Genomic DNA, 24,529 nt, shown 5'->3' with positions numbered 1-24,529 from the left:
TTCCTCCTAGATACCAATTCCGAACAATCGATAGGCCTGTTTTTCTAAAGCATTGGATAATTGTATACCTGGATAGTCGGTGAATGTCAGCCGAGCCCCCATAAGAAAAGCGAGGTAACCATATCCAACTTCTTCAGGATTACTTTCCGGTAGAACACCTTTTTCCATGCCTGTTTGAACAACATTCTGAATGAATAACATGAATTCATCGGAAAACTGGTCCAATTCTTCCATCGTCTCAGAGAATCTTTCCGGCTGCCCAATAACATATTGAATCACACGTAAGTAATCTTCTTTCTCTAAAAAGAATTTAAGGTGCTTAGCTACCATTTCCTTTAAAGTACCTAAGTTAAAAGTTTCTAAGGTCTTATCTGGTTCAATTAAGTAATTTCTAAACTCATCAATTGGTTCTGTTACACAAAGATGGAAAAGTTCTTCCTTGTTCCTGAAGTAGGTAAATACGGTGCCGAAGCTTACATTAGCTTCTGTGGCAATGTCTTTGATAGTTGTTTTAGAGTAACCATTTTGAGCAAATAGGCGAAGTCCAGCCCGAAAAATCATATTACGCTTTTCACTAGATCTTGGTTTAGCCAAGGCAATGCCTCCTTTAAATGATTGATCAATCAATTATTTATTATTGTATAATTATTTTGGTGAGATTGCAAGTAACAATTAGAAAGCTTTATCTCAAGGATGAAACGAGATACTATAAAAATTCTGAGTGAAATCCAGACCACTTAGCAAGAGGCGAAGTGGATCCTCATTCCGCTAAATGGAAGAAAAGCAGATCTAAGAGGGGTGAAGCGGATCCTGGTTCCGCTAAAAGTACAAAATCAATGGAATATGGGGTTTAAAAAGGCAAATAACGGAATGAGGATCCGAAGACAAGCTTGAAACAAGGGATTTATCACAAATAACGGAACGAGGATCCGTCTGGTCAGCTATGTGTGTCCTGGTTCCCGTTTAGTGTTCCTTTCTGTAATATACTAGTCCAGTTGTCTGGAATATCGTAAGGAAACTTGTTTCTCTCCGGTGTCGGTAATTGTATTTTTTTCCTTTTTATAGACAAGACCACTTCAGCAAGAGGCGAAGTGGATCCTCATTCCGCTAAATTGAAGAAAAGCAGATCTAAGAGGGGTGAAGCGGATCCTGGTTCCGCTAAAAGTACAAAATTAATGGAATATGGGGTTAAAAAAGGCAAATAACGGAATGAGGCTCCGAAGACAAGCTTGAAACAAGGGATTTATCACAAATAACGGAACGGGGATCCGTCTGGTCAGCTATGTGTGTGCTGGTTCCCGCTTAGTGTTTCTTTCTGTAATATACTAGTCTAGTTTTCTGGAATATCGTAAGGAAACTTGTTTCTCTCCGGTGTCGGTAATTGTATTTTTTTCCTTTTGATACACAAAGTCTCTTGCCTCATAAAAAGGGATACCCCGCTGATTTCCTTCCTGCACCGATACCCATTGCTCAGTTGCGCCACTGCCAATTTGCTGTTCCGTGAATGCCGCCAGAAGCCGTCTTCCTATTCCTTTATATCGGTACGTCGCATCTACATAAAGGACAAATATCTCTCCCACATTAGGGCTAGTCATTGCACCTCCAATTACTCCGGCAACTTGTGAGTCGACTAATGCTACATGTGAATAAAGCCCATCTTGTATGTCATTGTAAACTTTTTCATGGTTATACCAAAAATCAACATTTTTCGTTTGGTATTCTTCGCTTAACTTTCCTTCTACTGTCTGTTTCCAGCCTGCTGTACATATATAAGCAATTGCCGTTGTATACGTTGTGTTTGCTTTTACGATTGATAGATTCAATATTTCCCACCCCAATATTTAATATAAAATTACTGTAACATATAGCCCACACTTAAATTATCGAAGAATTATTCGATTTTTTAAACATATAGTTATCTATAATTCTAGATTAGGATGGAAGGAGGGAGGGAGTCATATGGCCGTGCGGTTTCTTAAGATTGCAGCAGTATACTTTGTCTTAGGAGTTTGTTTAGGGCTTACAATGGGTATTACGGAAAATTTTAGTTTCACTTCTGTTCACGCACATTTGAATTTGTTAGGTTGGGTGTCACTCGCTTTATTCGGAATTATTTATTATTGTTTTCCAAAGGCTGGTGAGACGAAACTAGCAACTATTCATTTCTGGTTGCACAACATAGGTTTGCCGCTCATGCAAGGTACACTTTTTATTATGCTATTAACGTCCAATCATTCAATCGTCGTTTTAACGATTATTGGATCTGTTATGGTCGTAGTCGGTGCAATTCTGTTTTTAATTAATGTATTTAAAAATGTAGGCTAACAAATATAATAAATGTTCATCTATAGTAAATAATCGTTCTTTTATTGAACGGTTATTTTTTATAGAAAAAACTGCGAATTTCTTATTTACTTTCCTGTATAATACAATTTATTATCATATAAGATGTCTATTTAACACGCAAGGAGACTTTCTAATGAATAAATTTGCAAAATTATTTAAAGTAAGTTACCTATCTACAATTAGACTAATTGTCTTGTTTTATTTGATAGCCGTAATATTATCAATGTTATTACTGAGTATTCCTTTCTTTCATAATGAAGGTGTGAATTTAACGTTTATTGATATCTTGTTTACTTCTGTTAGTGCTGTTAGTGTTACAGGACTAACAGTTGTTTCAACTGCGGATACATTTAATGCTGCTGGAAGTATTGCACTTTCTATCGTATTGCAATTTGGTGGGATTGGGATAATGACCTTAGGAACTTTTATTTGGATTCTTCTCGGGAAAAAAGTTGGTCTAAGAGGCAGACAACTCATTAAAATTGACCAAAACCAAACAACCTTAGGAGGACTTGTTCAATTATTGTTAAAAATCCTTAAGATTGTATTACTAATTGAATTAATAGGTACTATCATATTAAGTACTTATTTTTTATCTTACTTTGATACATGGCAAGAAGCATTACTGCAAGGATTTTTCGGTGCGGTTAGTGCCACAACGAATGCTGGATTTGATATAACCGGTGCATCGCTCATTCCTTTTGCTGATGACTATTTTGTTCAATTTATTAATATTATTTTATTAACCTTAGGGGCAATTGGATTCCCGGTATTACTTGAACTACAGGATTTTATAAGGGGAGATTACCATGGACGTAACCCAAAACATAGTTTTTCATTATTCACAAAACTTACCACGGTAACGTTTTTTGGACTTATTTTAGCTGGGTGGCTATTAATATTGATTTTGGAACATAATTCATTGTTCTTTGCTAACAAAAGCTGGCATGAAAAAATGTTTTATAGTCTATTTCAATCGGTTACAACCAGAAATGGTGGTTTGGCAACGATGGAAGTAAATGAATTCACTTCGCCGACGCTTATAATGATGTGTGTCTTAATGTTTATTGGTGCATCTCCAAGTAGTGTAGGGGGAGGTATTAGAACAACGACATTCGCTATAATGCTATTAGCAATTTATAATTACGCTAAAGGAAGAACTAGTATTAAGGTGTTTGGTCGGGAGCTTGACAATGAAGATGTTATACGTTCTTTTATTGTTATCACAACTGCAGCAATGTTATGTATAACTGCTATTATAGTATTGAGTTATGTTGAACCCTTTCCATTACTCCAGATTGCTTTTGAGGTCTCTTCAGCATTTGGAACTACCGGACTGTCAATGGGAATTACTCCTGATTTAAGTAATGCTGGTAAGGGTATAATTATTTTTCTAATGTTTGTAGGCAGGATTGGCATATTCTCATTTTTATTCCTTATTAGAGGAAAGGTAACAAAAGATAAATTCCATTATCCAAAGGAAAAAGTTATTATAGGATGAATTTTTTGAAACTCTTGATAAAAGTAAGGTGGAATTGGTATTAGCCGTTTCATTGAAACAAAGATGTAACCTTTTTCATTTAAATACCGTCTGTGTTTAAAAGAGAAAAAGGGGTGGTCAAGATTAGATATATATTCCGCGTTATCATGATTGTTAGTATTAGTATCCTAATTACCGCCTGCAGCAATGAGGCGGGGGAAAGTGAATCGAGTGGTGATCGAGCTAATAGGAATACGGAAGAGAAATCGTCCCAGGAAAACAGCAGTGTTTCAAGTGGCGCGGGTGATGATGCTGTAAGTGAAGATAGTGGCTCACAAGAGGAAGATTCAACATCCCAAAACGGGAGAGCAAGCGATGTAAATCGAAAAATAATTTACACAGCTAATCTTCGTATCGAAGTGAAGAATTATCAAAAAGCAGTAAATGATATTCAGACCCAGGTTGCAGATCGCGGTGGTTATATAGTGGAGTCGAACATGCATGGTGGCTCTGAAGACGGTTCAACTAATGGACAACTAACAGCAAGGATCCCCCAAGAGCAGTTTCGAGAATTTGTTCAGTTAGTGGAAGATGGCAGCAGTGAGGTTTTACAAAGTTCAATTTCCGGGCAGGACGTGACTGAGGAATACATCGACCTGGAGTCACGGTTGAAATCAAAACGTGTTGTAGAGAAACGGCTACTTTCATTTATGGAACAAGCAAAAAAGACAGAAGACCTGTTGACTATTTCGGATGATTTGGCAAAAGTTCAAGGAGAGATTGAAGAATTAACAGGTCGAATGAATTACCTGGAAAATAAAGCCGACTTAGCAACGGTAACGATCCATATTCAAGAAAAAAATGTAACCATTTCAAGTATAAATAAGGAAGATTTAAATACCTGGGAAAAAACAAAACAACAATTTATGAAAAGTATCAACGTACTTATATCAGCCTTCTCAAGTTTGTTCGTATTCTTTATCGGAAATTTACCAGTACTTATCATCCTTGGTGCTGTTGGGCTGGCAATATTTTTTATTATTAAAAGAAGAAAGAAAAGTAGTCGGGAATAGTCAGTTATTTACCAAGGTGCAATTCTAGTTGAATTGTACCTTTTTAAATCGTATTGTTATTCTATAAGGGTGGTGGTCAATTGGGAATTTCAGAAGAAAAAATCTCATATTTGAAAAATGCAAAAGCTATTGTGGAACTGAATAAAGGATTCTCGCATGACAAAAAGTATGTAGTTGATAACAAACATCTTATCAGGATTTTTCCAATTCAGGATCAAGAAGATAGAAAGAAAGAATTTGATATATTAAATAAACTGGCGGAGTTTTCTAATTATGTACCAAAAGGCTTCGAATTTAAATCTCTTATAAATGATGGGATCGCCTACATGGTCCTTGAATACCTGCCAGGTGAAGATGCGGAGGGAGCCTTGAAATACTTAACGGAACAGGAGCAATATGCTGTAGGATTTCACGCAGGTGAAGAATTATATAAACTGCATCAGTTTTCAGCGCCTGTAAATTATCCGTCCTGGTATTCTGTTAAAAGGAAAAAGAATAATAGATATCTGGAACAGCTAAAAGAAATTAATCTGGATGAAAATATCAAGGAAATACTTGCAATATATATAAAAAAGAATGAACATTTAATGAAGGACAGACCGAATACATTTCAGCATGATGATTACCATCCTGCAAATCTCTTAATACAGGGTAAAACTTTTTCCGGAATTATTGATTTTCAACGGATGGATTGGGGAGATCCAATTCATGACTTACATAAGCTAGGTTTCTTTTCCAAACGAATAAGCATTCCATTTACCAGAGGTATTATTGACGGATATCATAAAAACACTGGAATTAATGAATCATTCTGGCAGTTATATGCTTTGTACAGTGCTATGCATATTGTTTCAGCGCTAGTTTGGGGGAAGAAATTGGGAAGCGAAAACTTTGAAAGAATGCTAGCCTATTCACTTGATGTGATACAAGATCATGATCATTTCAGACAATGTATTCCAGATTGGTATAAGTGAATTAAAATTTTGAAAAATAAATGGTACAATTGAAATAATAGTTTACTGGAGGGTGACGATGAAAATAAAAATTACGAGTGTTTTTGTAGAGGATCAGGAGAAAGCATTAAGGTTTTATACGGATGTTTTGGGTTTTGTAAAAAAAACAGATATGCCGGCCGGGGATTATAAATGGATTACTGTAGTTTCACCAGAAGAACCTGACTCGGTTGAATTGCTTTTAGAACCAAATAATAATCCAGCTGCAAAAACATATCAAAAAGCGATTTATGATGAGGGAGTACCAACGACATCTTTCACGGTAGATGACATTCAGCAAGAATACGAACGGTTGAAAAAACGCGGTGTAGAATTCACAGAAGAACCAACAGAAGTAGGACCTGTAACTTTTGCAATTTTTGATGATACATGTGGAAACCTAATTCAGATTTCTCAAGAAAAATAATACAAATAGGATGCGGGGAGATTTATTATGAAGCTTTATGAAGAACTACAGCAGGTGCTGGCGGCTGACCGGGTTACCATGAATGATACCATCTTGGATCAACATAGTTCAGATGAATCTTATCACAAACCACATTCACCTGAGCTTGTCGTTTTTCCGGAAAGTGCCGATGAAATGAGTAATATTATGAAACTAGCAAACAAGTATAATAAACCTGTCACTCCATTTGGACTGGGTTCAAGCCTGGAAGGCAATGCAATCCCATATCATGGTGGAATAAGCGTTGATTTTTCATTAATGAACAAAGTCCTTGAAGTACGACAGGATGACTTTCTGGTAAAGGTACAGCCTGGTGTTACACGGTCCCAACTTGATAAAGAGCTGAAAAAGTACGGACTGTTTTTCTCAGTTGATCCAGGTGCAGATGCTACATTAGGAGGGATGGCAGCAACAAATGCCAGCGGTACAACTGCAGTTAGATATGGTATCATGCGGGATCAGGTTCGCGATATGGAAGTTGTCCTTGCTGACGGAACAGTGATCCATACAGGAAACATGGCTGCAAAATCTTCGTCAGGATATCATTTGAATGGTTTATTTGTTGGTTCGGAAGGGACACTAGGATGTTTTACCGAATTAACATTAAAAGTTATCGGTATTCCTGAGCATATTATGGCTGCCAGAGCTGAATTTGGAAGTGTTGACGATGCTGTTAACGGGGTGATTGCTATATTACAAGCAGGAATTCCTGTAGCAAGGGTGGAACTAGTTGATGAGCAGTCGATTAAACAGATGAATCATTTTAGTGACACCAATTACAGTGAAGTACCTACATTATTCCTGGAGTTTCACGGTAATGAGGCAGGTTTACAGCAAGATGTTGAATTTATGAAGGAAATCGTTGAGGATATTAACTGTCAAAAAATAGAGTTTGAATCAGATACAGCTGCCAGAAATAGGCTATGGGAAGCCCGTCATAACGCTGCGTACGCATATATTCATGGTCATCCGGGTAGAAAGCAGATGGTAACTGACGTCTGTGTGCCAATTTCTGAACTAGCCGGAGCAGTTAAAGATGCCAGAGAAGCCGTTGATGAATCCGGTCTTTCTGGTGGTATCGTCGGTCATGTTGGGGATGGAAATTATCATATTCTATTAATGATCGATGTCGATGATCCGGCAGAAATTGAAAAAGCTAATGTCGTAAATGAACGTATTGTTGATTATGCACTTGCAAGAGGCGGGACATGTACCGGTGAGCATGGTGTCGGCACAGGCAAACAAAAATACCAGGCACGAGAACATGGCGAATCACTCGTTGTCATGCAAAAAATCAAACAAGCTCTTGATCCTGATGGCGTATTGAATCCTGGTAAAATAGTATAGCGTATAGTAGGTTATCGACTGGATATTGGGGATATCGACCTTGAATTTAGTTTATCAACCTGAAATGTGGTATATCAACCAGATATGATGCTTATCAACTGGAATAGAGGGATATCGACCTGAAACTTGGTTTATCAACCGGAAACAGGGGATATCAACCAGCACCGGAACGATATCAACTCTCATCTATGTAACTCAAAAAACCGCTTCGACTTGAACATAAGTCGAAGCGGTTTTTACTTTTAACGCTAATCACCCAGGTGCCAGTCCTTGACTGAAATGGATCGCTTAAATGAAGCTTACCCAATGGATGTTTTAGTTATCAGTTATTTCAAAACCTGCCCGGATTGCCGGCATAGCGGATCCAGGCGACAATGCACCAAACTCGAGCGACAGCGCTCCAAACTCGAGCGACAGCGCTCCAAACTCGAGCGACAGCGCTCCAAACTCGAGCGACAACGCTCCAAACTCGAGCGACAGCGCTCCAAACTCGAGCGACAGCGCTCCAAACTCGAGCGACAGCGCTCCAAACTCGAGCGACAACGCCTCCAACTCGAGCGACAGCACCCAAACTCGAGCGACAACGCCTCCAACTCGAGCGACAGCGCTCCAAACTCGAGCGACAACGCCTCCAACTCGAGCGACAACGCCTCCAACTCGAGCGACAACGCCTCCAACTCGAGCGACAGCGCCCCAAACTCGAGCGACAACGCCTCAAACTCGAGCGACAGCGCTCCAAACTCGAGCGACAACGCATACTTTCTAAAAAAGTGTTTGAAAAAACTGATAATTTACAATATAATAAAAACAGATAAACGTATGCAGAAGGAGAGTTTTAGTGTCTAATTTCGGTAATAAAGTTCAGTTCAATGTGTATCAAACAATGACAAGCCCTGATCTAGAGCGTTTTCCGGTGGTTTATGAGGATTGGGAAAAGCAAGCACGTGATGTTCTGGAGGATGGCGCCTACTACTATGTAGCGGGTGGAGCAGGTGGGGAAAAACAATGAAGTCAAATCTTCGTGCTTTTGACCACTGTAACATTGTACCTCGGATGCTCCGAAACGTGGAAGATCGGGATTTAAGCGTAAATCTGCTTGGGCATACATATAATTTTCCGCTGTTACACGCTCCGATTGGTGTACAGTCGATTATTCATGAAGAAGGAGATCTTGGTTCTGCACGGGCCTGTGCTGAGATAGGTGTGCCATTTATCGCCAGTTCTGCTTCAAACAAATGTATCAGTGCTTGAAATGGTTATACCAGTTGTGACGGTCTTGTTAAGTGCTGTACTTTTAAAAGAAAAGCTGCTGCATATACAAAAGGCTGGTGTTTTTTTATCACTTGTCGCCGCTGTATGGGTAGTAATGGATGGAAACGTATTTCAATTGGTTACTATGAGCTGGAATGCTGGGGACGGTATCATGATTGGAGCAATAGGATGCTGGGCGATCTATTCAATTACTGTAAAAGAATACATGCATCTGTTTCCGCAAAATGCTGTACTTCTGGTAATGAGCAGTATATCAATTATAGTTTTGTTACCTTTTATTGTTGGAGAGTGGATTGTGACAGGGGTACCTTCTTCCTTGATGACACCGATGAATTTAAATAGTTTAGCATATCTTGGGATATTTCCATCTTTCATCGCATTAATATGCTATAATCGTGCCGTTAGAATCCTTGGTGCTTCACAGGCATCCGTATTTTTAAATTTTTTGCCGATAGTTACCATGATTGGTGCCTATTTTTGGCTAGGTGAGACCATTACAATCATGAAAATTATTGGAGCTGTGGCAGTTATATGTGGTGTGATTCTAACAACAAAAGGTAAATGACCTCAATAATTAACGAAGTATTTTCTACCATATCGATGGATGTTTAAAAGCTTATCTAACTGCTGACTGCATTTTATTGTTTTATAATGTGCTAAGCCATATTTCATTCCTAAATTAACCATTTCATTCTTTTTCATTGATATTGCTTCGATTAAATTATATCGGACTGCTTCCTCTAACGGAATCATTCTATTTACTTCCTTTCAATTATATTAGAACTATGTAGTAAATTAGTCATAGAGAGACAAAATTTATTATGTCAATTTTCCTATTGGAAATCAATAGTTTCAACAAATGAAGTCATAACCTTACAAAATACGACAAAATAATTGTTATATAGTAAAATAAAGATGATAAATTTACGAATAGGGAGGAATTTTAGTGACAATATTAGATGAAATTTTGACACATAATGAAAAGTTTGTAGAAAACAAAGAATATGAAAAGTATCAAAAAGGAAAGTTTCCAAACAAAAAACTCGTTATTCTCTCGTGTATGGATACTCGTTTGGTTGAATTACTTCCGAAGTCGATGAATGTAGGTAATGGCGATGTAAAGATTGTTAAAAATGCTGGTGCGCTTGTTTCCCATCCTTTTGGGAGTATTATGAGAAGTATTCTTGTCGGTGTTTATGAACTTCAAGCTGATGAAGTGTGCGTTGTTGGTCACTATGATTGCGGCATGTCCAGTTTAAAAACGGAAAGTATTATGAGCAAGATGAAGGAACGTGGTATAAGTGAGGAGAGACTGGATACATTGCAAAATGCAGGAGTGGATCTGGAACAATTTTTAAAAGGGTTTGATAGCGTAGAAGACAGTGTGAGACAAAGTGTATCAACCATTCAAAACCACCCGTTAATTCCACAGGATGTACCTGTCCACGGACTAGTAATTAATCCTAATACAGGGAAGTTGGATGTTGTATCTAAAGGTTACTAAATCTGAAAAAAAATGTGGTATACCATTTGGGTATGCCACATTTTTTTCATTACAAGAAAACGGGCTTTTTGGGGCAAGTTATAATAGCGGATACTTTTAAACAGGAGTGAAATCATGATCTTAAATGGAAACATAATTTCTGGTGAGTTTGATAATATAACGAATGCGTTTGTTCTGCAAAAAGTTAAACATTTTACAACGCAATCAACGATTAAAGAAAATCAATTAAACGACCTATCTGAATATCTAAATAAACATAAACATGAAACTGGCGGACAGGTTCTTACTATGTATGATCAAATGCTAGTTCCATTGAATCAGGGGGAGATAATTGACTTCCTGGAGGACCTGGATCAAATCAAAGCCTTATATCATTAAAGTTCACGAAATTTCATTACATTTATTTACAATTGATGGGAAAAGTATTTAAGAGGAGCTCTTGATTATGCCTAATCCATTTGAAGCAGTATGGAATACATTGAAAACATCAATGGATAATCTAGATGAGCCAAAGTCCCCATTGCATATAATTGAAGCAGGTGATTGCTGGAAGTATCTAACAATGATGGAAGAGTACATTCGTTACGAGGAATCCGGCTTAAATACAACAACGGATGACGAAGTAAAGGAAATGCTCAAGGATGTCATTAAATTATGTGAATCCCAAGTTAAGAAATTAAGCAAGTTTATGAGAGATGAAGGGATACCGTTACCTGATGTTACCTCATCAAAGCCAAACTCGGAGCCAAACGAAATCCCTTTAGGAGTAAAGCTGACAGACAATGAAATAACCAATGGTATTGCGTTTAAGTTAGTTACCTGTATGCAAGCGTGCGCTAAGGGACAAGCAGATGCTGTTCGAAGTGACATTGGTATGATATGGCTTAGCTTTTATTCAGAATGGGTGACTTTTGGAACAACCTTAAAAACACTAATGCGGAAACGTGGGTGGCTTAAAGTACCACCCTATTATTATCCACCAGGTTCTCCAAAACAATAGTGCTAAAAACCAACTCGAACATTATTACTGAAATAATAATTGGAAGAATAAAACAGCTCCAATCCAGTAGTTACGGATTTAAGCGGTATAGTAAAAATGCTTGTTATTGAAATGCTCATTTAAAAGGTCATCAAGTTGCTGACTGCATTCTACAGTACGTTTATTTGCCAGTCCATATTTCATGCCTAATTCAATCATCTCTTCCTTTTTCATCGAAATCTCCTTAGTTAAATCAGTTCGAGTTGGTTCAATTACTCCAAACATTATTCTCTTCCTCTCGCATTTAGTTAAATTATATTAGGTCGATAGTAATGATAAACAACGAAATCTATTATGCTACTTTTATAAAAAAAATCAATAGATTCTACAAACGAAGTCAAAACATTACACAATACGACAGTAGTATAAAAAATCCGAGTAGCTGCTTGCTACCCGGATGTTACTGATTATCATGCTTCCAGGTTGTTTCATTACCACTGACAGGACATGCCGGGAAATTCTCGTCTTCATTTAGTTTTGCTTTTTCCCCGGATTGACAAATATATTCTCCCTTTTCTGGTACACCTTGACCAGTTCTATATTCACGGTATTCCTTATCCATTGTCTATACCCTCCAATCAGTTTTTCCTTTATCCTTAATATGTACGAAAGTTATAACATTAAACACCATCCTGAAACTATTTTAAATTGGCATCCGTCAAATGTTTGAAATAAAGAGGCAGATTGGAGAAACGGGGAATCATGGAAGAGAGCAGAAAAGAAATCATACTAGAGGAAATGATGGTTGAGTATGGAAATGACCTGGTAAGACTGGCGTTCAACTATGTAAAGGACAAGGAAACAGCTAAGGATGTTGTACAGAACAGCTTCATCAAGTGTTATAAAAATCTAGATAATTTTCGTAATGAATCATCGGTAAAAACATGGTTATACCGTATTACCATTAATGAATCGAAGGATTATTTAAGGAGTTGGCATTATCGAAAGGTTCAAGCAAAAAGCTTTGTGCAGGAAGCTGCAAAATCAATATTGCCGTCAACTGAGGATAAAGTCATCAAGGAATCTGAAAATCAGCAAATCAGACAACTTATTTTTTCTCTTCCCAAAAGTTATCGTACAGTCATTTTTCTTTATTACTATAAGTCCCTAAAAATGGACGAAATAGTGGAAATTACAGGCCTTAACATAAGTACTGTAAAGACAAGACTAAGAAGAGGAAAGCAAAAGCTTAAAATTATGATGAAGGAGGCAGGTATTTATGAAGAATAAGAAGTTCGATAAAGAGCTGTTTTCCTACTTGGATGATGAAGAATTGAACTTTACAGAATATGATCGGGAGCTAACTATAACCAAAATCAAAAAGAAACGTAATAGGAAAAGTAATTTCAAAGGCCTTCTACAATCGATTGGCCCCGTAACGGCAACTTTTCTAGTTATTATTTTATCCATAGGTATTCTATTACCGGTTATCTATTCTAATGATGATAATCAACTAGCATCCCATGATAATAACTCTTTTTCTGTTTTACTGATGGGAGAAGAACAAAGAAATAGAACTACTTTAAACATACTGCTTGCTTACAATAGCGAGGATAAGACTATGAAGGTTGTACCTGTCCCTCGTGATACGTATGTCTCGATACCAGATGGGCAAGGCGAAACAATAAAGGATAAATTGATACATGCGGGGGCTTATGGCGCAGGACCAAAAACAGTGATGGAAACAGTTTCCCAGTTATTTGATATTCCTATTGACTATTATGCGACTATTCCAGCAGAAAGGCTTGCTAAATCATTAAGTCTCACTAAAAATGACACCAAGAGGAATAATTTCGTGGAAGAAATAAAGAACAATTTATCAATTTCCAATATGAAGAAACTTGTGAAACAAAGCGAAACGAACATGACCAAAGATCAATTCAACACACTCGATAGTGAATCCATTTCGGTTGAGACTATTGATATCAGAGAAGGTATAAACGCAAAAATGATTGATGAAATTTATTATGTGGAGATTGAAGAAAACATGTTAGCCGAAACATCTAACGTGTTGCAAGAACATCTAGACTAGCTAAGGTCATTTAGTACAACAAAAAAGGCAAGCCTGTTAAAACAGACTTACCTTATCTATAAATATATAGCAGATTACCCGCGTCTTCCGCCTCTGCCACCACGTTTGGACTCGGTACTGCGTTTTAGTGTATATAAATTTTCTTCACTGCTCTTCAAGAAACGAGCCATTTTATCCTCAAAATTATCTTTTGATTTGAAATTTCCTTTTGAACCGGAATTTCTGTTGCTTCCCTGGCGTGATGAGCGTTTAGAATAGGATGAGGTTTGTCCTTCAGGTTTATCGATTGCTTTTTTGATGGACAAGGCAGTTTTTCCTTCCTTCTCACTAATCACTTTCACTTCAATTTGGTCACCTACAGTGAGATGGTCATGAACATCTTTTACATAGCTGTCCGCTACCTCACTAATATGAACGAGGCCTGTTGTGCCTCCAGGAATTTCTACAAATGCTCCGAAATTGGTGATGCCTGTTACTTTACCTTGTACCTTGCTGCCTACTTCAATTGACAAAAAAGTTCCCCCTAAATATTATTAAAGCCAACTTATTATAACAAATTAAAGAAATAATAGCAATTAGCGTGTATAATGAACCTAGTCAGATTTTGAATATGATAACTCTCCTGAGAGAATCCTATATATAAGTCAGATAATACGAAAAAACGAGGGTTAGTACATGAGTAAAAGAAATTTTGAGGATTATAATTTAAGTGACACAATCACACGAGCACTTGGTGTTCTTAAATATGAAAATCCTACAGAAGTCCAGCGTGAAGTAATACCAAGAGCATTGGAAAATGAAGATCTAGTCGTGAAATCACAAACAGGCACTGGTAAAACGGCATCCTTTGGTATCCCTATTTGCGAAATGATGGAATGGGAAGAGAAAAATCCACAAGCCATCATTCTTACACCAACCAGGGAGCTTGCTGTACAGGTTCGTGAAGATGTAACGAACATAGGAAGATTTAAACGGATAAAGGCTGCAGCTGTTTATGGAAAAGAACCTTTTGCCAAACAAAAAGAGGAATTAAAACAAAAAACGCACGTAGTTGTCGGTACACCTGGTCGAGTAATGGATCATATTGAAAGAGGGACACTTGCTTTAGATCAAATAAAATACCTCATAATCGATGAAGCAGATGAAATGCTTAATATGGGTTTCATTAGCGAAGTAGAAGCAATCATCAAAGAACTTCCTGTAAATAGAGTAACGATGGTATTTTCGGCAACATTGCCTAAAGACGTTGAGAATCTTTGCCATAAATATATGAAAAACCCATTTCATATCGATATTAAAGATGCCGGTATAACAACAAGTACTATTCAACATGGACTAATCGAAGTAAAAAATGAAGAAAAGCTCTCACTATTGAAAGATGTAACGGTTGTTGAGAACCCAGATAGCTGCATCATTTTTTGCAGGACGAAAGAACATGTTGATACTGTTTTCACTGAATTAGATCAATCTAATTATCCGTGTGAAAGGCTTCATGGCGGGTTAGAACAAGATGATCGATTTGCAGTTATGGAAGGTTTCAAAACGGGGAATTTCCGTTATCTTGTAGCGACTGATGTAGCTGCTAGGGGAATCGATATTGACAATGTAACACTTGTGATCAACTATGATGTCCCAATGGAAAAAGAGAGCTACGTCCATCGAACAGGAAGAACGGGACGTGTCGGTAATAAAGGTAAAGCGACTACCTTTATGACACCAGTTGAAGGAAAATATCTGAATGCGATTGAAAAATACATTGGATTTGAACTACCTGTAATCGAAGCACCAAGCCGTCAGGAAGTAGCAAACAATCGAGAGGCTTTTGAGGAAAAACTTAGCGGCCGCCGGATTGTTAAAAATAATAAAACGGAACGAATTAATAAAGATATTATGAAGCTTCACTTTAATGGTGGAAAAAAGAAGAAGATCCGGGCGGTGGACTTTGTTGGGACAATCGCAAAGATTCCTGGCGTATCAGCAGACGACATCGGAATTATAACGATTAAGGATAGCTTATCATATGTTGATATTCTAAATGGCAAAGGTTCAGTTGTTCTGCAAGCCATGGAGGATACAACCATTAAAGGGAAGAAGTTAAAAGTTAGCAAGGCAATCAAATAAAGTGCTAAACAAAGAGGTAATTACTTATCATTAAATGAGGGTAATTACTTTTTTTATTACGCCGGTTCTCAGGATAAAATGCTCAAAGTAGCATGAAAAGCGTCTTAATCGGAGTCATGAGAACCCAGTAAAGTTGTTTCGCAGTATATCTTTTCAAGCAGTTATGAAGTTAAAATGACTTTCATCCCCTGTAGAAGTGTAACAATGACAATAGCCACAAGCTTGATGAGTGCCAGGTTTTTTAAACAACAACAATCTTTAAAAAAAGCTATTATTAAACAGCTAATCTATACAAACATTTTGTTGTCTGTCATTATTAATATCAGGAGTAATTTAAGGAGTTAATTAACATGTATTTGTCGAGAATACTAAGGTTATCAATTTTTTTGTATGGATTATTACACTTTGTCACGTTTTTTGTGAATAATGAATTATTGGCTGACTTGCAGGCACTAAGCGGACTCCTGATACTGTTGTTTGCAGGGATAAATTTAACAGTAAAACAATTTAAATTACCACTCGTTCTTTTTCTGACAGGCTTAATCACCATTACGCTTGCCGGTGATTCGCTTTTTGAAAATTTACAGGATGGTCTGCTTCAAATGAGCAGTATTATTGGACTGTTAATCGTTGTGCCAATGATTGGCTGGGTATTACGGGAAGAACCTTACATTGAAGAAATCATTGGTTTGGCACACAGAATGCTTGATACTAGTCGTAAATTTTACTTTGGAATGATCTTCTTTACTCATATTATTTCATACTTTTTGTTATTTGGGGCAATCCCGCTTATGTATCGATTTGTTGATGATATTCTGAAAAATCAGCAGGGCGAAGCATGGGAAAACTTTAAAGGGACAGCACTATTGCGTGCTTTTGCACTGTCAACGTTATGGATTATCAGCATCCCAAGTTTTACGTTTGCTGTCGAGGCGTTGAATGCTTCGTTATGGGTAACTATTTTGCAAGGGTTCGTGGTGACGGTTTGCGCCATTGCGGTGGCTGTGATTTTTTCATATTTCGATGAGAAACGTTATGGTGTAGATTTAACATCTGAAATAAAAACAGAAATCGATAAGGTAGTTAGCCATTCTTCTAATAGGAAACAGCAAATCCGTCATACATTAGAATTCGCTTTTCTGTTCATCACATTATTCGGCTCAATTTTTATATTATATGAGCTTATTTCAATCCCGCTGATGGTACTTATTCCACTTGTTATTATCGTGTGGACCAGTATTTATTTTACGATTAAAAAAAGCTCGGCAAAACTGTTCAGGCAAACAGCTGAATATTATAGAGAGGGACTTATTAGCCAAGGGTATCAATTCAGTATAATGCTGGCTGCTGGCGTAATGATATTGGGGATAAATCAAACCGGTCTTGGGGCAAACTTTATTGAAATGATCTATAGCTTGCAGGAAATTATACCATTCTTTAATATGTTATATTTTCTTCCGTTTATCGTTATAATTCTTGGTTTCATGGCGCTTGGGCCATTGACCGTCATGGTTTTAGTTGCAGGGATATTGGAGAGTATCTCACTTCCTTATCCGCCGGAATTAGTTGTATTGTCGATAACTTCCGGAAGTGCTATTTCGATACTTCTTTCACCGTTAATTATGCCAGTTATTATATTGAGTGGCACGAATGGATTAAGCGGCTATAAAAATGGAATAAAGTTCAATCTTAAGTATGCAATAGCTTTATATGTAATGGTGCAGTTTTATATACAATTTGTTGTATATAATCTTTAAGCTTTAGAAATGGAGATCCATAAATGAAAATAATTGTAGTAGCGGATACGCATATGCCCGGAAAAGGTAAACAGCTTCCAGCCCGGCTTGTTAAAGAATTAGAAAGTGCTGAATTGATTATTCATGCTGGTGATTGGAAGTCGATGGAAGTTTACAGCATGCTCTCTAGGTATGCGGAAGTGAAAGGTGTTTATGGAAACGTCGATGGTGACGATATAAAAGAAAACTTCGCTCTCAAGGAAATAGTTGATGTTGCCGGACATAAAATTGGAATAATCCACGGGCACGGGGATAAAAAGACAACAGAAAAGCGGGCTATTGAAGCCTTTGAAGGCGAGGCTATGGATGTCATCATCTATGGCCACTCGCATATCCCAATGCTGAAGTACTTTAAGAAGACGTTATTATTTAATCCTGGGTCACCAACGGATAAACGGGCACTCCCATATTACTCATTTGGAATCCTTGAAATTGATCAGGAGGTACGGTCGGAAATTATTTTTTTCAGTGATAAAAGCTAGTATAGGATTATGCTAGTATTATGGACAGTTATGGTAGTAAAGGAGGTCAAATGATGAAATGGATTCGGCGTCTGATTATCGTTATTGCACTAATTATTCTTATTCCTGATATTATCATACTAACAGTATCGACGTTTGATCGTGACATCCCAAAAGATATTCAAAAGCAGGTAGATAGTGGAGAAGCAAAAATGATTGACCTGGACAAAGAAGTAACAATAGGTCAGGATAAGATTAGATTTAAACATCTTGTACTTTCAGATGATGAAACAACATTAATATATGAAGTACATACGGAGGAAATAGGATGGACTTTTCCGAGTGAAGCTCTTGACTTAAAGGACGAAAACGGAAATACTTATAACGGTAGAAGTGGTTCATCATCCAGTCAATCATGGGGAGAATTTATAATACATACTTATAAACCGTTAAAAGATGATGTTGAAACGGTTATAATTGATTTTCAATGGTTCGATAAATCAATCCAAACGGAGTTTTCGTTGAACCAGGAGGAACTTTAATATGAAGAGCATAAATAAAACAGCAATCATCGAATGGATTCTCGCTGCTCTTTTAATTTTTGTTATAGTTAGTGAATCTCCATATCTAAATTACTATCATCTATCTCCCATAAAGGCACATGAACAGTCTGAGCGAACCTATTATTATGGTCCATCCAAAATTGTAGAGGATATCGACCTTGGAAGTGTTCATATTTATCTCGGGAAATATAAAGATTGGTTTTCAGCGAACATGGTCGTGAGGCGTACTGGAATCTTTTGGCGTCCTGGAAGTGGAGTCGGCGGCAGAGAGATTAAACAGGAACAGGACATAACGCATTCATGGTCAGGCTCATCGATTAAAGAAGATTATATGTTAATGAAATTTTATGGGATAGTAACAAATCCGGAAATAACCGAGGTTGAGTTAGACGTTGTTGAAGGGTATGACCGAAAAGAAAAAATTAGTAAAGATCAAATTCGAACGTTTTCATATGAATTAGAGGATCATCGCATGTTCTTATTTCATTGGAATGGGCAAGAGCATGAATATAGAAGGCTTTCGCTAAGAGGGTTAGATCAGAGTGGTAATGTTGTTTATGAAAAGGATTTGAATTGATAGATTGTGAGAGATTCTATTGAGAGAGGGATTTTATGAAGAGATTGTTGCTAGCTTTATTACTACTAAGCATCCCAATTTTAATGGTCGGATGTAATAGTAATTCGGATGAAAGTACAGACGGAAATGACATAGGGAATCCTGATGCTAAACAGTTATTAGCCGCTAACAAAGATGCTGATATCTTTTCAACAATTGATGTTGTATACAAAAACGCCGAAAACGTTAGCTGGGTTAATGAACTGGACTTAAGTTTAGGTGATAAATACTTTGAAATTATAAAGCAATCGACAACTCCAGAAGAATTTGAAAGTGGCACAGCATCAAAGCTGCCGGTAGGAACAAAAATATATAACCCCGCAAAGGAAAATGGACCAATTTTAATTGCAGTGGTTGAGGATGAAAAAATACCATATTTAGGTGTGATTGAAGGGTAATATACATCAGGTTTTAGGGTAAATGTGGGAATTGATAATTATGCCATGCTTTAATTCAATAAAAAAATTGGAGGGTTCAGCAATGATAATATTCGTATAAATAGGAATACAGTTTGATATTATTTATTATGTTCAAGCGATTCCTATTCTTTTAACTAGTAATAACAATTATTTTCTAACTATAGGTAATTTTGGAGGAATAGCAATGAACATAAATTTAACAAAAGTAATTTCAGATATTCAAAGTAAGGTTGATTTTTCCGGAGCGGTATATGTTAAGAACAAAGATAAGGTTTTAGTTGATGAAAGCTATGGGTTTGCTAATCGTTCTGATCAATTAGCGAATAATTCCATGACTCGCTTTGGTATAGCATCTGGATGTAAGCTTTTTACTGCAATTGCGATTTGCCAACTAGTTGAAGAAGGTAAACTTTCATTTGATTCTAAGTTAAGCGATTGTCTTGCAATAGATTTTAAGTATTTCGATGATAACGTTACAGTCCACCATTTGCTGACCCATACTTCGGGAATACCGGATTATTTTGATGAGGAAGTAATGGAGGATTTTGAGGAGTTATGGGTTAAAAATCCTATGTATCACATACGTAAATTAAGCGATTTTTTGCCATTATTTCAAAATGAGTCAATGAAATTTCCAGCAGGAGAAAAATTTCATTATAATAATGCGGGTTATATATTGTTAGGATTAATAGTGGAACAGGCCAGTAAACTGGAATTCTCTGAATATGTTCAGAAATACATTTTCAGAAAAGCTAACATGAAGAACTCAGGATATTTTTCCTTTGATTCTCTGCCATCAAACACTGCCTTAGGCTATATCGATAACCCTGATGGGACCTGGAAAACAAATATCTATTCCCTGCCTGTAAAGGGTGGTTCTGATGGTGGAGCATATGTAACTGTAGAAGATATGACTAATCTATGGGAAGCGCTTATGAATAATAAACTACTAAATGAATCGAACACGAAGAAGCTTTTATCAACTCATACACAAGTCAATGAAAATGGCTATTATGGTTATGGAACATGGATTAAAAAACGAGCAGAAAACAATGTCCCTAAATTTCATGTGATGGGCTATGACCCTGGTGTGAGCTTTCATTCTGCCTATTATCCTGACTCATCAATTAAGGTTGTTGTTTGCTCTAATAAGTCTGATGGAGCATTTGATATAATGAGTGGAATTGAAGAAGCATTACAAAGCACTAATACCTTGTAAACACAGAAACTTCTGCTGAGTGAGTAGGGGCCCATTTTTGGGAGAGAAAGCTTAAAGGGTTTAGGACGCGGATCCCCGTTGCGCTATTTCTCATTTTAAGCCACATATTCCATTGAATTTGTACCTTTAGCGGAACGAGGATCCGATTCATCCTTCATATAACAGCTTTTACTCTATTTAACGGAAGGAGGATTCACATTGCTTAGCCTGCTGAATCCTCATACCGCTTGGAATTCCTCAGTTGTTGTATCTTTGATTCTTATAACACTAAAAATATTGCATCTTAATAAATAGAAGGTATTTTAGCAATTACAATATTTCGATATACCCTTCTGTTCCATGTACGCGAATCCGTTGCCCATCTTTTATCAGTTTAGTAGCATTTTCCGCTCCAACAATTGCTGGCAAGCCATATTCACGTGCGATAACTGCTCCATGGGTCATCAGTCCACCTACTTCAGTGACGAGGCCTTTTATGGATACAAACAGTGGTGTCCAGCTTGGATCAGTAAAGGTTGTGATTAAGATATCTCCATCTTCCAGATTTGCATCTTCCATTTTTAAGATGACGCGTGCTCTTCCTTCTACAACTCCGGAAGAAACCGGCAGACCTGCAATTGCCCCGGGTGGGCGATTTTCTCGTTTGTAATTACCTGCAATTATTTCACCATCAGACGTGATAACACGTGGGGGAGTTAGTTTTTCATATGATTTATACGCTTCTTTTCGTTCACTGATGATAGGGTAATCTAGTTTATTGGTGCGTACAACTTCGCGAAGTTCTTCAAAAGTGAGATAGTATATATCTTCTTTATCATGAATAATGTTGGCTTGAACGAGTTGTTCGACTTCTTTTAGTATGGCCTGCTTATAAACGAAGTAGCGGGTGATCATGCCGTACTTTGGATATTCCCTAAACCCACTGTAATTACGGATAAGGTCAATCATTTGTTTTGTTTCTTTGGCTTTTTGTTCACCACTCGGTAATTTCTTCAATCGCCCCAATAAATCTTGTTCTTTTTGCAAAGCTTCCTGTCGTCCTTGCTCAAATTTACGATTGCTGGCATTAGGCTCAAAGTTTTTTATGTTACTGAGAATCAAGGGAACAAGTGCAATTGGTTTTTCGCTCCAACGGGTTTTCGTAATATCTATTTCTCCGACACATCTCATGCCGTATTTGTTAAGATAAGCTATTATTGCACTCCGGGTTTCCTGTCCACCATCAAATTTAACCAGTTTATCCAAAAAGCTATCCTCTTTTGCATGCTGTAAATAATTTATTACTTCAGGATAAGGACGAATCACATCGGCAACGTCCAATAACGCCATCCCCATTTCTGAAGTAATGTTGTTTGGCACAGACTGTGAAAGCGTGTCGGCTGCGTTTTTTTCACCTAACCACTTGTTCATATTTTCATTGATCCATAATGAAGCATCCATAGCAGTATTAATCACACGTGAACTCTGTGGGTCAAATAAAATCTTTTTAAGTTCTTGGATATCTTCTTGAATAAAATCAAATAAAACCGGTCCTGATTTCGTATAGATGTTTTGTTTTAACGCTTCTATTGATGTTTGACTACGCTTAATCAAATCAGAGCCGATTGTCGGATCGTTTTCTATTTGTGCTTGGATATCTGCTGACGACTTACTTTTATTGCTTTTAATGGGACTCTGTTCTTTTTTATCATCTGATGCCGATTTTATAAAATCTCCTCGCTTTATTACGTTCATTAGTGCGTCTTTTAAGAGCGGATCGGATTGTCCCAGGGTAGCCAATAAATTTCCTCCGTTGTCAGGTGAAGCCAGCATATGTGTAACATCAACAAACAACCTTCCACCAGCTTTATGCATAGGTGCAGGAGTCGTTAACAGGAAAAAAGACAATCCCAGTGGTTTCATGGGGTCAGTCATCATTTGTTGATGACCAACAGATATATAAACGTGATTTTCTTGGGTCTCGCCTGACTCAGGGATGGGGAATAAAGTCGTGATTGGACGACTTTGGACGATATAAAATGTATCATCAACTAAACACCATTCGATATCCTGTGGACTACCAAAGTAAGCTTCAATTTGTCTTCCGATGCGTGCTAGTTGTAGAATTTGCTGGTTAGTGAGTGTTTGAGTCTTTTGTTGATCAGGCTCAATTTGCTGTGTTTTTGTTCCGCCTTCTTTTCGCCCATAGATAGCTAACTTTTTGGCTACTATCATCTTATCGACGATTTTATCATCTTGTACCTTATAACAATCGGCAGAGACCAGACCAGAGACTAGCGCTTCTCCTAGTCCAAAGCTGGCATCAATTGACAGTAGCTTTCGATTAGAAGTGATCGGATCTGCGGTAAATAAAATTCCTGATGCCTGTGGGAAAGCCATCCTTTGAATGATAACGGATAAATACACTTGGCGATGGTCAAATCCGTTTTGCATACGGTAAATCATGGCACGATCCGTAAATAGGGAAGCCCAACATTTGCGGATATGCTGCAAGATGGATTTTCTTCCGGTGATATTTAGATAAGTGTCTTGTTGACCGGCAAAAGAGGCATGTGGTAAATCTTCAGCAGTTGCACTGGAACGTACTGCATAAGCATGTTCATCGCCGAACTGAGAGAGATAGTGAGCAACGGCGTCTGTAACATCGGAAGGAATATCTACATCCATGATGGTTTTCCGAATCTTCATGCTGATTTCACAAATTTGATCTCGGTCCCCTACATTTAGCATTGTTAGTTGACCCAACAATGATTGAAACGTTTCGTTATGTTCAAGGGCTTTCTGATATCCCACTGTTGTAACACAAAATCCTTCCGGCACTTGTATGCCTGGAATTTTTGACAATTCCCCTAATTTTAACCCTTTTCCGCCAACGAGTAATAAATGTGTTTTTTCTATTTCCTGAAAACTAAGAACCAAAGAACTCATTCCACATCTCTCCTAACATTATAAGTTCTATTGTATTTTAGCAGTAGCAAATGAGAATAAACAGTCTATAATTACCTTTTTTTATATGCTATAATTGATTTAGAAAGAGTTAGAGTTCAATTTTAAATCTTACCATACAGTACCCTGATACCCTAGTTACTCCCTTCGAAAGTAGCTCATATCCTTTTACCCCACACAAACTGATTACAAATCAAACTACAATTATAAAAATGATCATCAATGCACACTTGATGGTCATTTTTAGTGTTGCGAAACGTATACGATTATTTACCTTCTGCTGAAACACTACTATCGGCTAATGGGTTCAGTTTTGGGAGAGGAAAATGCTAATAACAATAGAAATAACATATAAATTAGCATACAATTCGAACCGTATTTAACAGCATAAATAGCAAACTAAAACACTCAGAAAATAATCTGAGTGTTTTATAACGTAATATTTAATTTTCTTATTCAACTAACGTAACCGTTAGCTTCATATTCATTACTTTTATGTTACCAATAAGGTTCTTCTTCGCTGGACAATTTTAAAAGGAAAGGATAAATACCAAATATTATTAACACAATAACAATCCCGTTAATAAGTGCTGTACCTACTGGAAGATCGAATAGAGCGTTAATTGGTAATATCACTACTAACGGTAAGAGAGTTAATGTCCCGTTTTTCATTCTGGATGACGCAGACTCATATTGCTTTTTTTCGCAGTATGGGCATTTTAATCTAAATAATGTTTTAATCGTTTGTTTCCAAGTCCATTTTGTACCGCAATTTTGGCAAATAGGTATATTAGACCTCCTCTTGATAAATAATCCTGCCGCAATAGTTGAACCAAG

Annotated in this window: 30 protein-coding genes; 21 read left to right on the top strand and 9 right to left on the bottom strand. The window is 37.2% G+C overall.

The annotated features are described in order from the left end of the window. Window positions 1–6: 6 nt before the first annotated feature. Window positions 7–594: a TetR/AcrR family transcriptional regulator gene (locus ACTWQM_RS15900; protein WP_443259157.1), complete on the bottom strand. Its 588-nt coding sequence runs from the start codon at window positions 592–594 to the stop codon at window positions 7–9. Between the two features lie 731 nt (window positions 595–1,325). Beyond that, window positions 1,326–1,823: a GNAT family N-acetyltransferase gene (locus ACTWQM_RS15895; RefSeq protein WP_443259156.1), complete on the bottom strand. Its 498-nt coding sequence runs from the start codon at window positions 1,821–1,823 to the stop codon at window positions 1,326–1,328. A 136-nt stretch (window positions 1,824–1,959) separates the two neighbouring features. Between ACTWQM_RS15895 and ACTWQM_RS15890 the strand changes: the two genes are divergently transcribed. From ACTWQM_RS15890 to ACTWQM_RS15865, 6 genes are all read left to right on the top strand, one after another. Then, window positions 1,960–2,325, top strand: coding sequence for a cytochrome-c oxidase (locus tag ACTWQM_RS15890; RefSeq protein WP_443259155.1), 366 nt, complete (start codon window positions 1,960–1,962; stop codon window positions 2,323–2,325). 154 nt (window positions 2,326–2,479) lie between these two features. After that, window positions 2,480–3,847 carry a TrkH family potassium uptake protein gene (locus ACTWQM_RS15885; protein ID WP_443259154.1) on the top strand — a complete coding sequence of 456 codons (1,368 nt, stop codon included), beginning with the start codon at window positions 2,480–2,482 and terminating at the stop codon, window positions 3,845–3,847. A 146-nt stretch (window positions 3,848–3,993) separates the two neighbouring features. After that, complete coding sequence (locus ACTWQM_RS15880) at window positions 3,994–4,899, top strand: DUF4349 domain-containing protein (RefSeq protein WP_443259152.1); 906 nt, start codon at window positions 3,994–3,996, stop codon at window positions 4,897–4,899. 80 nt (window positions 4,900–4,979) lie between these two features. Next, complete coding sequence (locus tag ACTWQM_RS15875) at window positions 4,980–5,873, top strand: aminoglycoside phosphotransferase family protein (protein ID WP_443259151.1); 894 nt, start codon at window positions 4,980–4,982, stop codon at window positions 5,871–5,873. 58 nt (window positions 5,874–5,931) lie between these two features. Beyond that, window positions 5,932–6,318: a VOC family protein gene (locus tag ACTWQM_RS15870; RefSeq protein ID WP_443259150.1), complete on the top strand. Its 387-nt coding sequence runs from the start codon at window positions 5,932–5,934 to the stop codon at window positions 6,316–6,318. Window positions 6,319–6,345: 27 nt separating this feature from the next. Continuing rightward, window positions 6,346–7,704 carry an FAD-binding oxidoreductase gene (locus ACTWQM_RS15865; RefSeq protein ID WP_443259148.1) on the top strand — a complete coding sequence of 453 codons (1,359 nt, stop codon included), beginning with the start codon at window positions 6,346–6,348 and terminating at the stop codon, window positions 7,702–7,704. A 315-nt stretch (window positions 7,705–8,019) separates the two neighbouring features. On the opposite strand, the gene ACTWQM_RS15860 is transcribed toward ACTWQM_RS15865, so the two are convergent. Further along, window positions 8,020–8,163 (bottom strand): hypothetical protein, encoded by a 144-nt coding sequence (locus ACTWQM_RS15860; RefSeq protein WP_443259147.1) that lies wholly within the window; start codon window positions 8,161–8,163, stop codon window positions 8,020–8,022. Window positions 8,164–8,542: 379 nt separating this feature from the next. Here ACTWQM_RS15860 and ACTWQM_RS15855 point away from each other — a divergent pair, with 379 nt between their 5' ends. The 3 genes from ACTWQM_RS15855 to ACTWQM_RS15845 are packed head-to-tail and all read left to right on the top strand — an operon-like array spanning window position 8,543 to window position 9,541. After that, entirely contained in the window at window positions 8,543–8,713 is a 171-nt protein-coding gene (locus ACTWQM_RS15855; protein ID WP_443259146.1) for a hypothetical protein, read from the top strand. Next, entirely contained in the window at window positions 8,710–8,955 is a 246-nt protein-coding gene (locus ACTWQM_RS15850; RefSeq protein ID WP_443259145.1) for an alpha-hydroxy-acid oxidizing protein, read from the top strand. The genes ACTWQM_RS15855 and ACTWQM_RS15850 overlap by 4 nt, the downstream gene beginning before the upstream one ends. Window position 8,956: 1 nt before the next feature. Continuing rightward, a complete protein-coding gene (locus ACTWQM_RS15845; protein WP_443259254.1) occupies window positions 8,957–9,541 on the top strand; it encodes a DMT family transporter in 585 nt (194 codons plus the stop codon). 2 nt (window positions 9,542–9,543) lie between these two features. Here ACTWQM_RS15845 and ACTWQM_RS15840 read toward each other — a convergent pair whose 3' ends face one another. Beyond that, complete coding sequence (locus ACTWQM_RS15840) at window positions 9,544–9,729, bottom strand: Spo0E family sporulation regulatory protein-aspartic acid phosphatase (RefSeq protein WP_443259144.1); 186 nt, start codon at window positions 9,727–9,729, stop codon at window positions 9,544–9,546. Between the two features lie 193 nt (window positions 9,730–9,922). Here ACTWQM_RS15840 and ACTWQM_RS15835 point away from each other — a divergent pair, with 193 nt between their 5' ends. The 3 genes from ACTWQM_RS15835 (at window position 9,923) to ACTWQM_RS15825 (ending at window position 11,480) form a co-directional block, all read left to right on the top strand. Continuing rightward, a complete protein-coding gene (locus ACTWQM_RS15835) occupies window positions 9,923–10,480 on the top strand; it encodes a beta-class carbonic anhydrase (protein ID WP_443259143.1) in 558 nt (185 codons plus the stop codon). 114 nt (window positions 10,481–10,594) lie between these two features. Further along, the gene (locus ACTWQM_RS15830) at window positions 10,595–10,858 is read left to right on the top strand and encodes a hypothetical protein (RefSeq protein ID WP_443259142.1); all 264 of its coding nucleotides are present in this window, start codon (window positions 10,595–10,597) and stop codon (window positions 10,856–10,858) included. 67 nt (window positions 10,859–10,925) lie between these two features. Next, window positions 10,926–11,480: a DUF3231 family protein gene (locus ACTWQM_RS15825; RefSeq protein WP_443259140.1), complete on the top strand. Its 555-nt coding sequence runs from the start codon at window positions 10,926–10,928 to the stop codon at window positions 11,478–11,480. A 78-nt stretch (window positions 11,481–11,558) separates the two neighbouring features. Here ACTWQM_RS15825 and ACTWQM_RS15820 read toward each other — a convergent pair whose 3' ends face one another. Together ACTWQM_RS15820 and ACTWQM_RS15815 are read right to left on the bottom strand one after the other, a co-directional pair. Beyond that, window positions 11,559–11,744 carry an aspartyl-phosphate phosphatase Spo0E family protein gene (locus ACTWQM_RS15820; protein WP_443259139.1) on the bottom strand — a complete coding sequence of 62 codons (186 nt, stop codon included), beginning with the start codon at window positions 11,742–11,744 and terminating at the stop codon, window positions 11,559–11,561. Between the two features lie 175 nt (window positions 11,745–11,919). Next, complete coding sequence (locus ACTWQM_RS15815; RefSeq protein WP_443259138.1) at window positions 11,920–12,081, bottom strand: hypothetical protein; 162 nt, start codon at window positions 12,079–12,081, stop codon at window positions 11,920–11,922. A gap of 140 nt (window positions 12,082–12,221) precedes the next feature. Between ACTWQM_RS15815 and ACTWQM_RS15810 the strand changes: the two genes are divergently transcribed. Together ACTWQM_RS15810 and ACTWQM_RS15805 are read left to right on the top strand one after the other, a co-directional pair. Continuing rightward, window positions 12,222–12,749: a sigma-70 family RNA polymerase sigma factor gene (locus ACTWQM_RS15810; RefSeq protein ID WP_443259137.1), complete on the top strand. Its 528-nt coding sequence runs from the start codon at window positions 12,222–12,224 to the stop codon at window positions 12,747–12,749. Further along, on the top strand, window positions 12,739–13,551 hold the full coding sequence (locus tag ACTWQM_RS15805) for an LCP family protein (protein WP_443259136.1): 813 nt from the start codon (window positions 12,739–12,741) through the stop codon (window positions 13,549–13,551). The genes ACTWQM_RS15810 and ACTWQM_RS15805 overlap by 11 nt, the downstream gene beginning before the upstream one ends. 74 nt (window positions 13,552–13,625) lie before the next feature. On the opposite strand, the gene ACTWQM_RS15800 is transcribed toward ACTWQM_RS15805, so the two are convergent. Continuing rightward, on the bottom strand, window positions 13,626–14,063 hold the full coding sequence (locus ACTWQM_RS15800; protein WP_443259135.1) for a S1 domain-containing RNA-binding protein: 438 nt from the start codon (window positions 14,061–14,063) through the stop codon (window positions 13,626–13,628). A 163-nt stretch (window positions 14,064–14,226) separates the two neighbouring features. Between ACTWQM_RS15800 and ACTWQM_RS15795 the strand changes: the two genes are divergently transcribed. The 7 genes from ACTWQM_RS15795 to ACTWQM_RS15765 all read left to right on the top strand — a co-directional run bounded on the left by ACTWQM_RS15795 (window position 14,227) and on the right by ACTWQM_RS15765 (window position 20,746). Then, window positions 14,227–15,672, top strand: coding sequence for a DEAD/DEAH box helicase (locus ACTWQM_RS15795; RefSeq protein WP_443259134.1), 1,446 nt, complete (start codon window positions 14,227–14,229; stop codon window positions 15,670–15,672). 350 nt (window positions 15,673–16,022) lie between these two features. Then, complete coding sequence (locus tag ACTWQM_RS15790) at window positions 16,023–17,429, top strand: hypothetical protein (protein WP_443259133.1); 1,407 nt, start codon at window positions 16,023–16,025, stop codon at window positions 17,427–17,429. 23 nt (window positions 17,430–17,452) lie between these two features. Continuing rightward, the gene (locus ACTWQM_RS15785; protein WP_443259132.1) at window positions 17,453–17,950 is read left to right on the top strand and encodes a metallophosphoesterase family protein; all 498 of its coding nucleotides are present in this window, start codon (window positions 17,453–17,455) and stop codon (window positions 17,948–17,950) included. Window positions 17,951–18,003: 53 nt separating this feature from the next. Further along, the gene (locus ACTWQM_RS15780; RefSeq protein WP_443259130.1) at window positions 18,004–18,471 is read left to right on the top strand and encodes a DUF5643 domain-containing protein; all 468 of its coding nucleotides are present in this window, start codon (window positions 18,004–18,006) and stop codon (window positions 18,469–18,471) included. Window position 18,472: 1 nt separating this feature from the next. Further along, window positions 18,473–19,069 carry a DUF5044 domain-containing protein gene (locus ACTWQM_RS15775; protein WP_443259129.1) on the top strand — a complete coding sequence of 199 codons (597 nt, stop codon included), beginning with the start codon at window positions 18,473–18,475 and terminating at the stop codon, window positions 19,067–19,069. A 35-nt stretch (window positions 19,070–19,104) separates the two neighbouring features. After that, window positions 19,105–19,506: a hypothetical protein gene (locus ACTWQM_RS15770; RefSeq protein WP_443259128.1), complete on the top strand. Its 402-nt coding sequence runs from the start codon at window positions 19,105–19,107 to the stop codon at window positions 19,504–19,506. Window positions 19,507–19,711: 205 nt separating this feature from the next. Next, window positions 19,712–20,746: a serine hydrolase domain-containing protein gene (locus tag ACTWQM_RS15765; RefSeq protein ID WP_443259127.1), complete on the top strand. Its 1,035-nt coding sequence runs from the start codon at window positions 19,712–19,714 to the stop codon at window positions 20,744–20,746. A 309-nt stretch (window positions 20,747–21,055) separates the two neighbouring features. On the opposite strand, the gene ppsA is transcribed toward ACTWQM_RS15765, so the two are convergent. Together ppsA and ACTWQM_RS15755 are read right to left on the bottom strand one after the other, a co-directional pair. Next, window positions 21,056–23,674: a phosphoenolpyruvate synthase gene (ppsA, locus tag ACTWQM_RS15760; protein WP_443259126.1), complete on the bottom strand. Its 2,619-nt coding sequence runs from the start codon at window positions 23,672–23,674 to the stop codon at window positions 21,056–21,058. Between the two features lie 516 nt (window positions 23,675–24,190). Beyond that, the gene (locus tag ACTWQM_RS15755) at window positions 24,191–24,433 is read right to left on the bottom strand and encodes a TIGR04104 family putative zinc finger protein (RefSeq protein ID WP_443259253.1); all 243 of its coding nucleotides are present in this window, start codon (window positions 24,431–24,433) and stop codon (window positions 24,191–24,193) included. Window positions 24,434–24,529: the final 96 nt, after the last annotated feature.

It is taken from the genome of Virgibacillus sp. L01, assembly GCF_052246775.1.
In the GTDB taxonomy this organism is placed as follows: domain Bacteria; phylum Bacillota; class Bacilli; order Bacillales; family Amphibacillaceae; genus Lentibacillus.
Note: the sequence above shows the minus strand (reverse complement) of the source record. Positions and strands in the feature narration are given on the sequence as shown.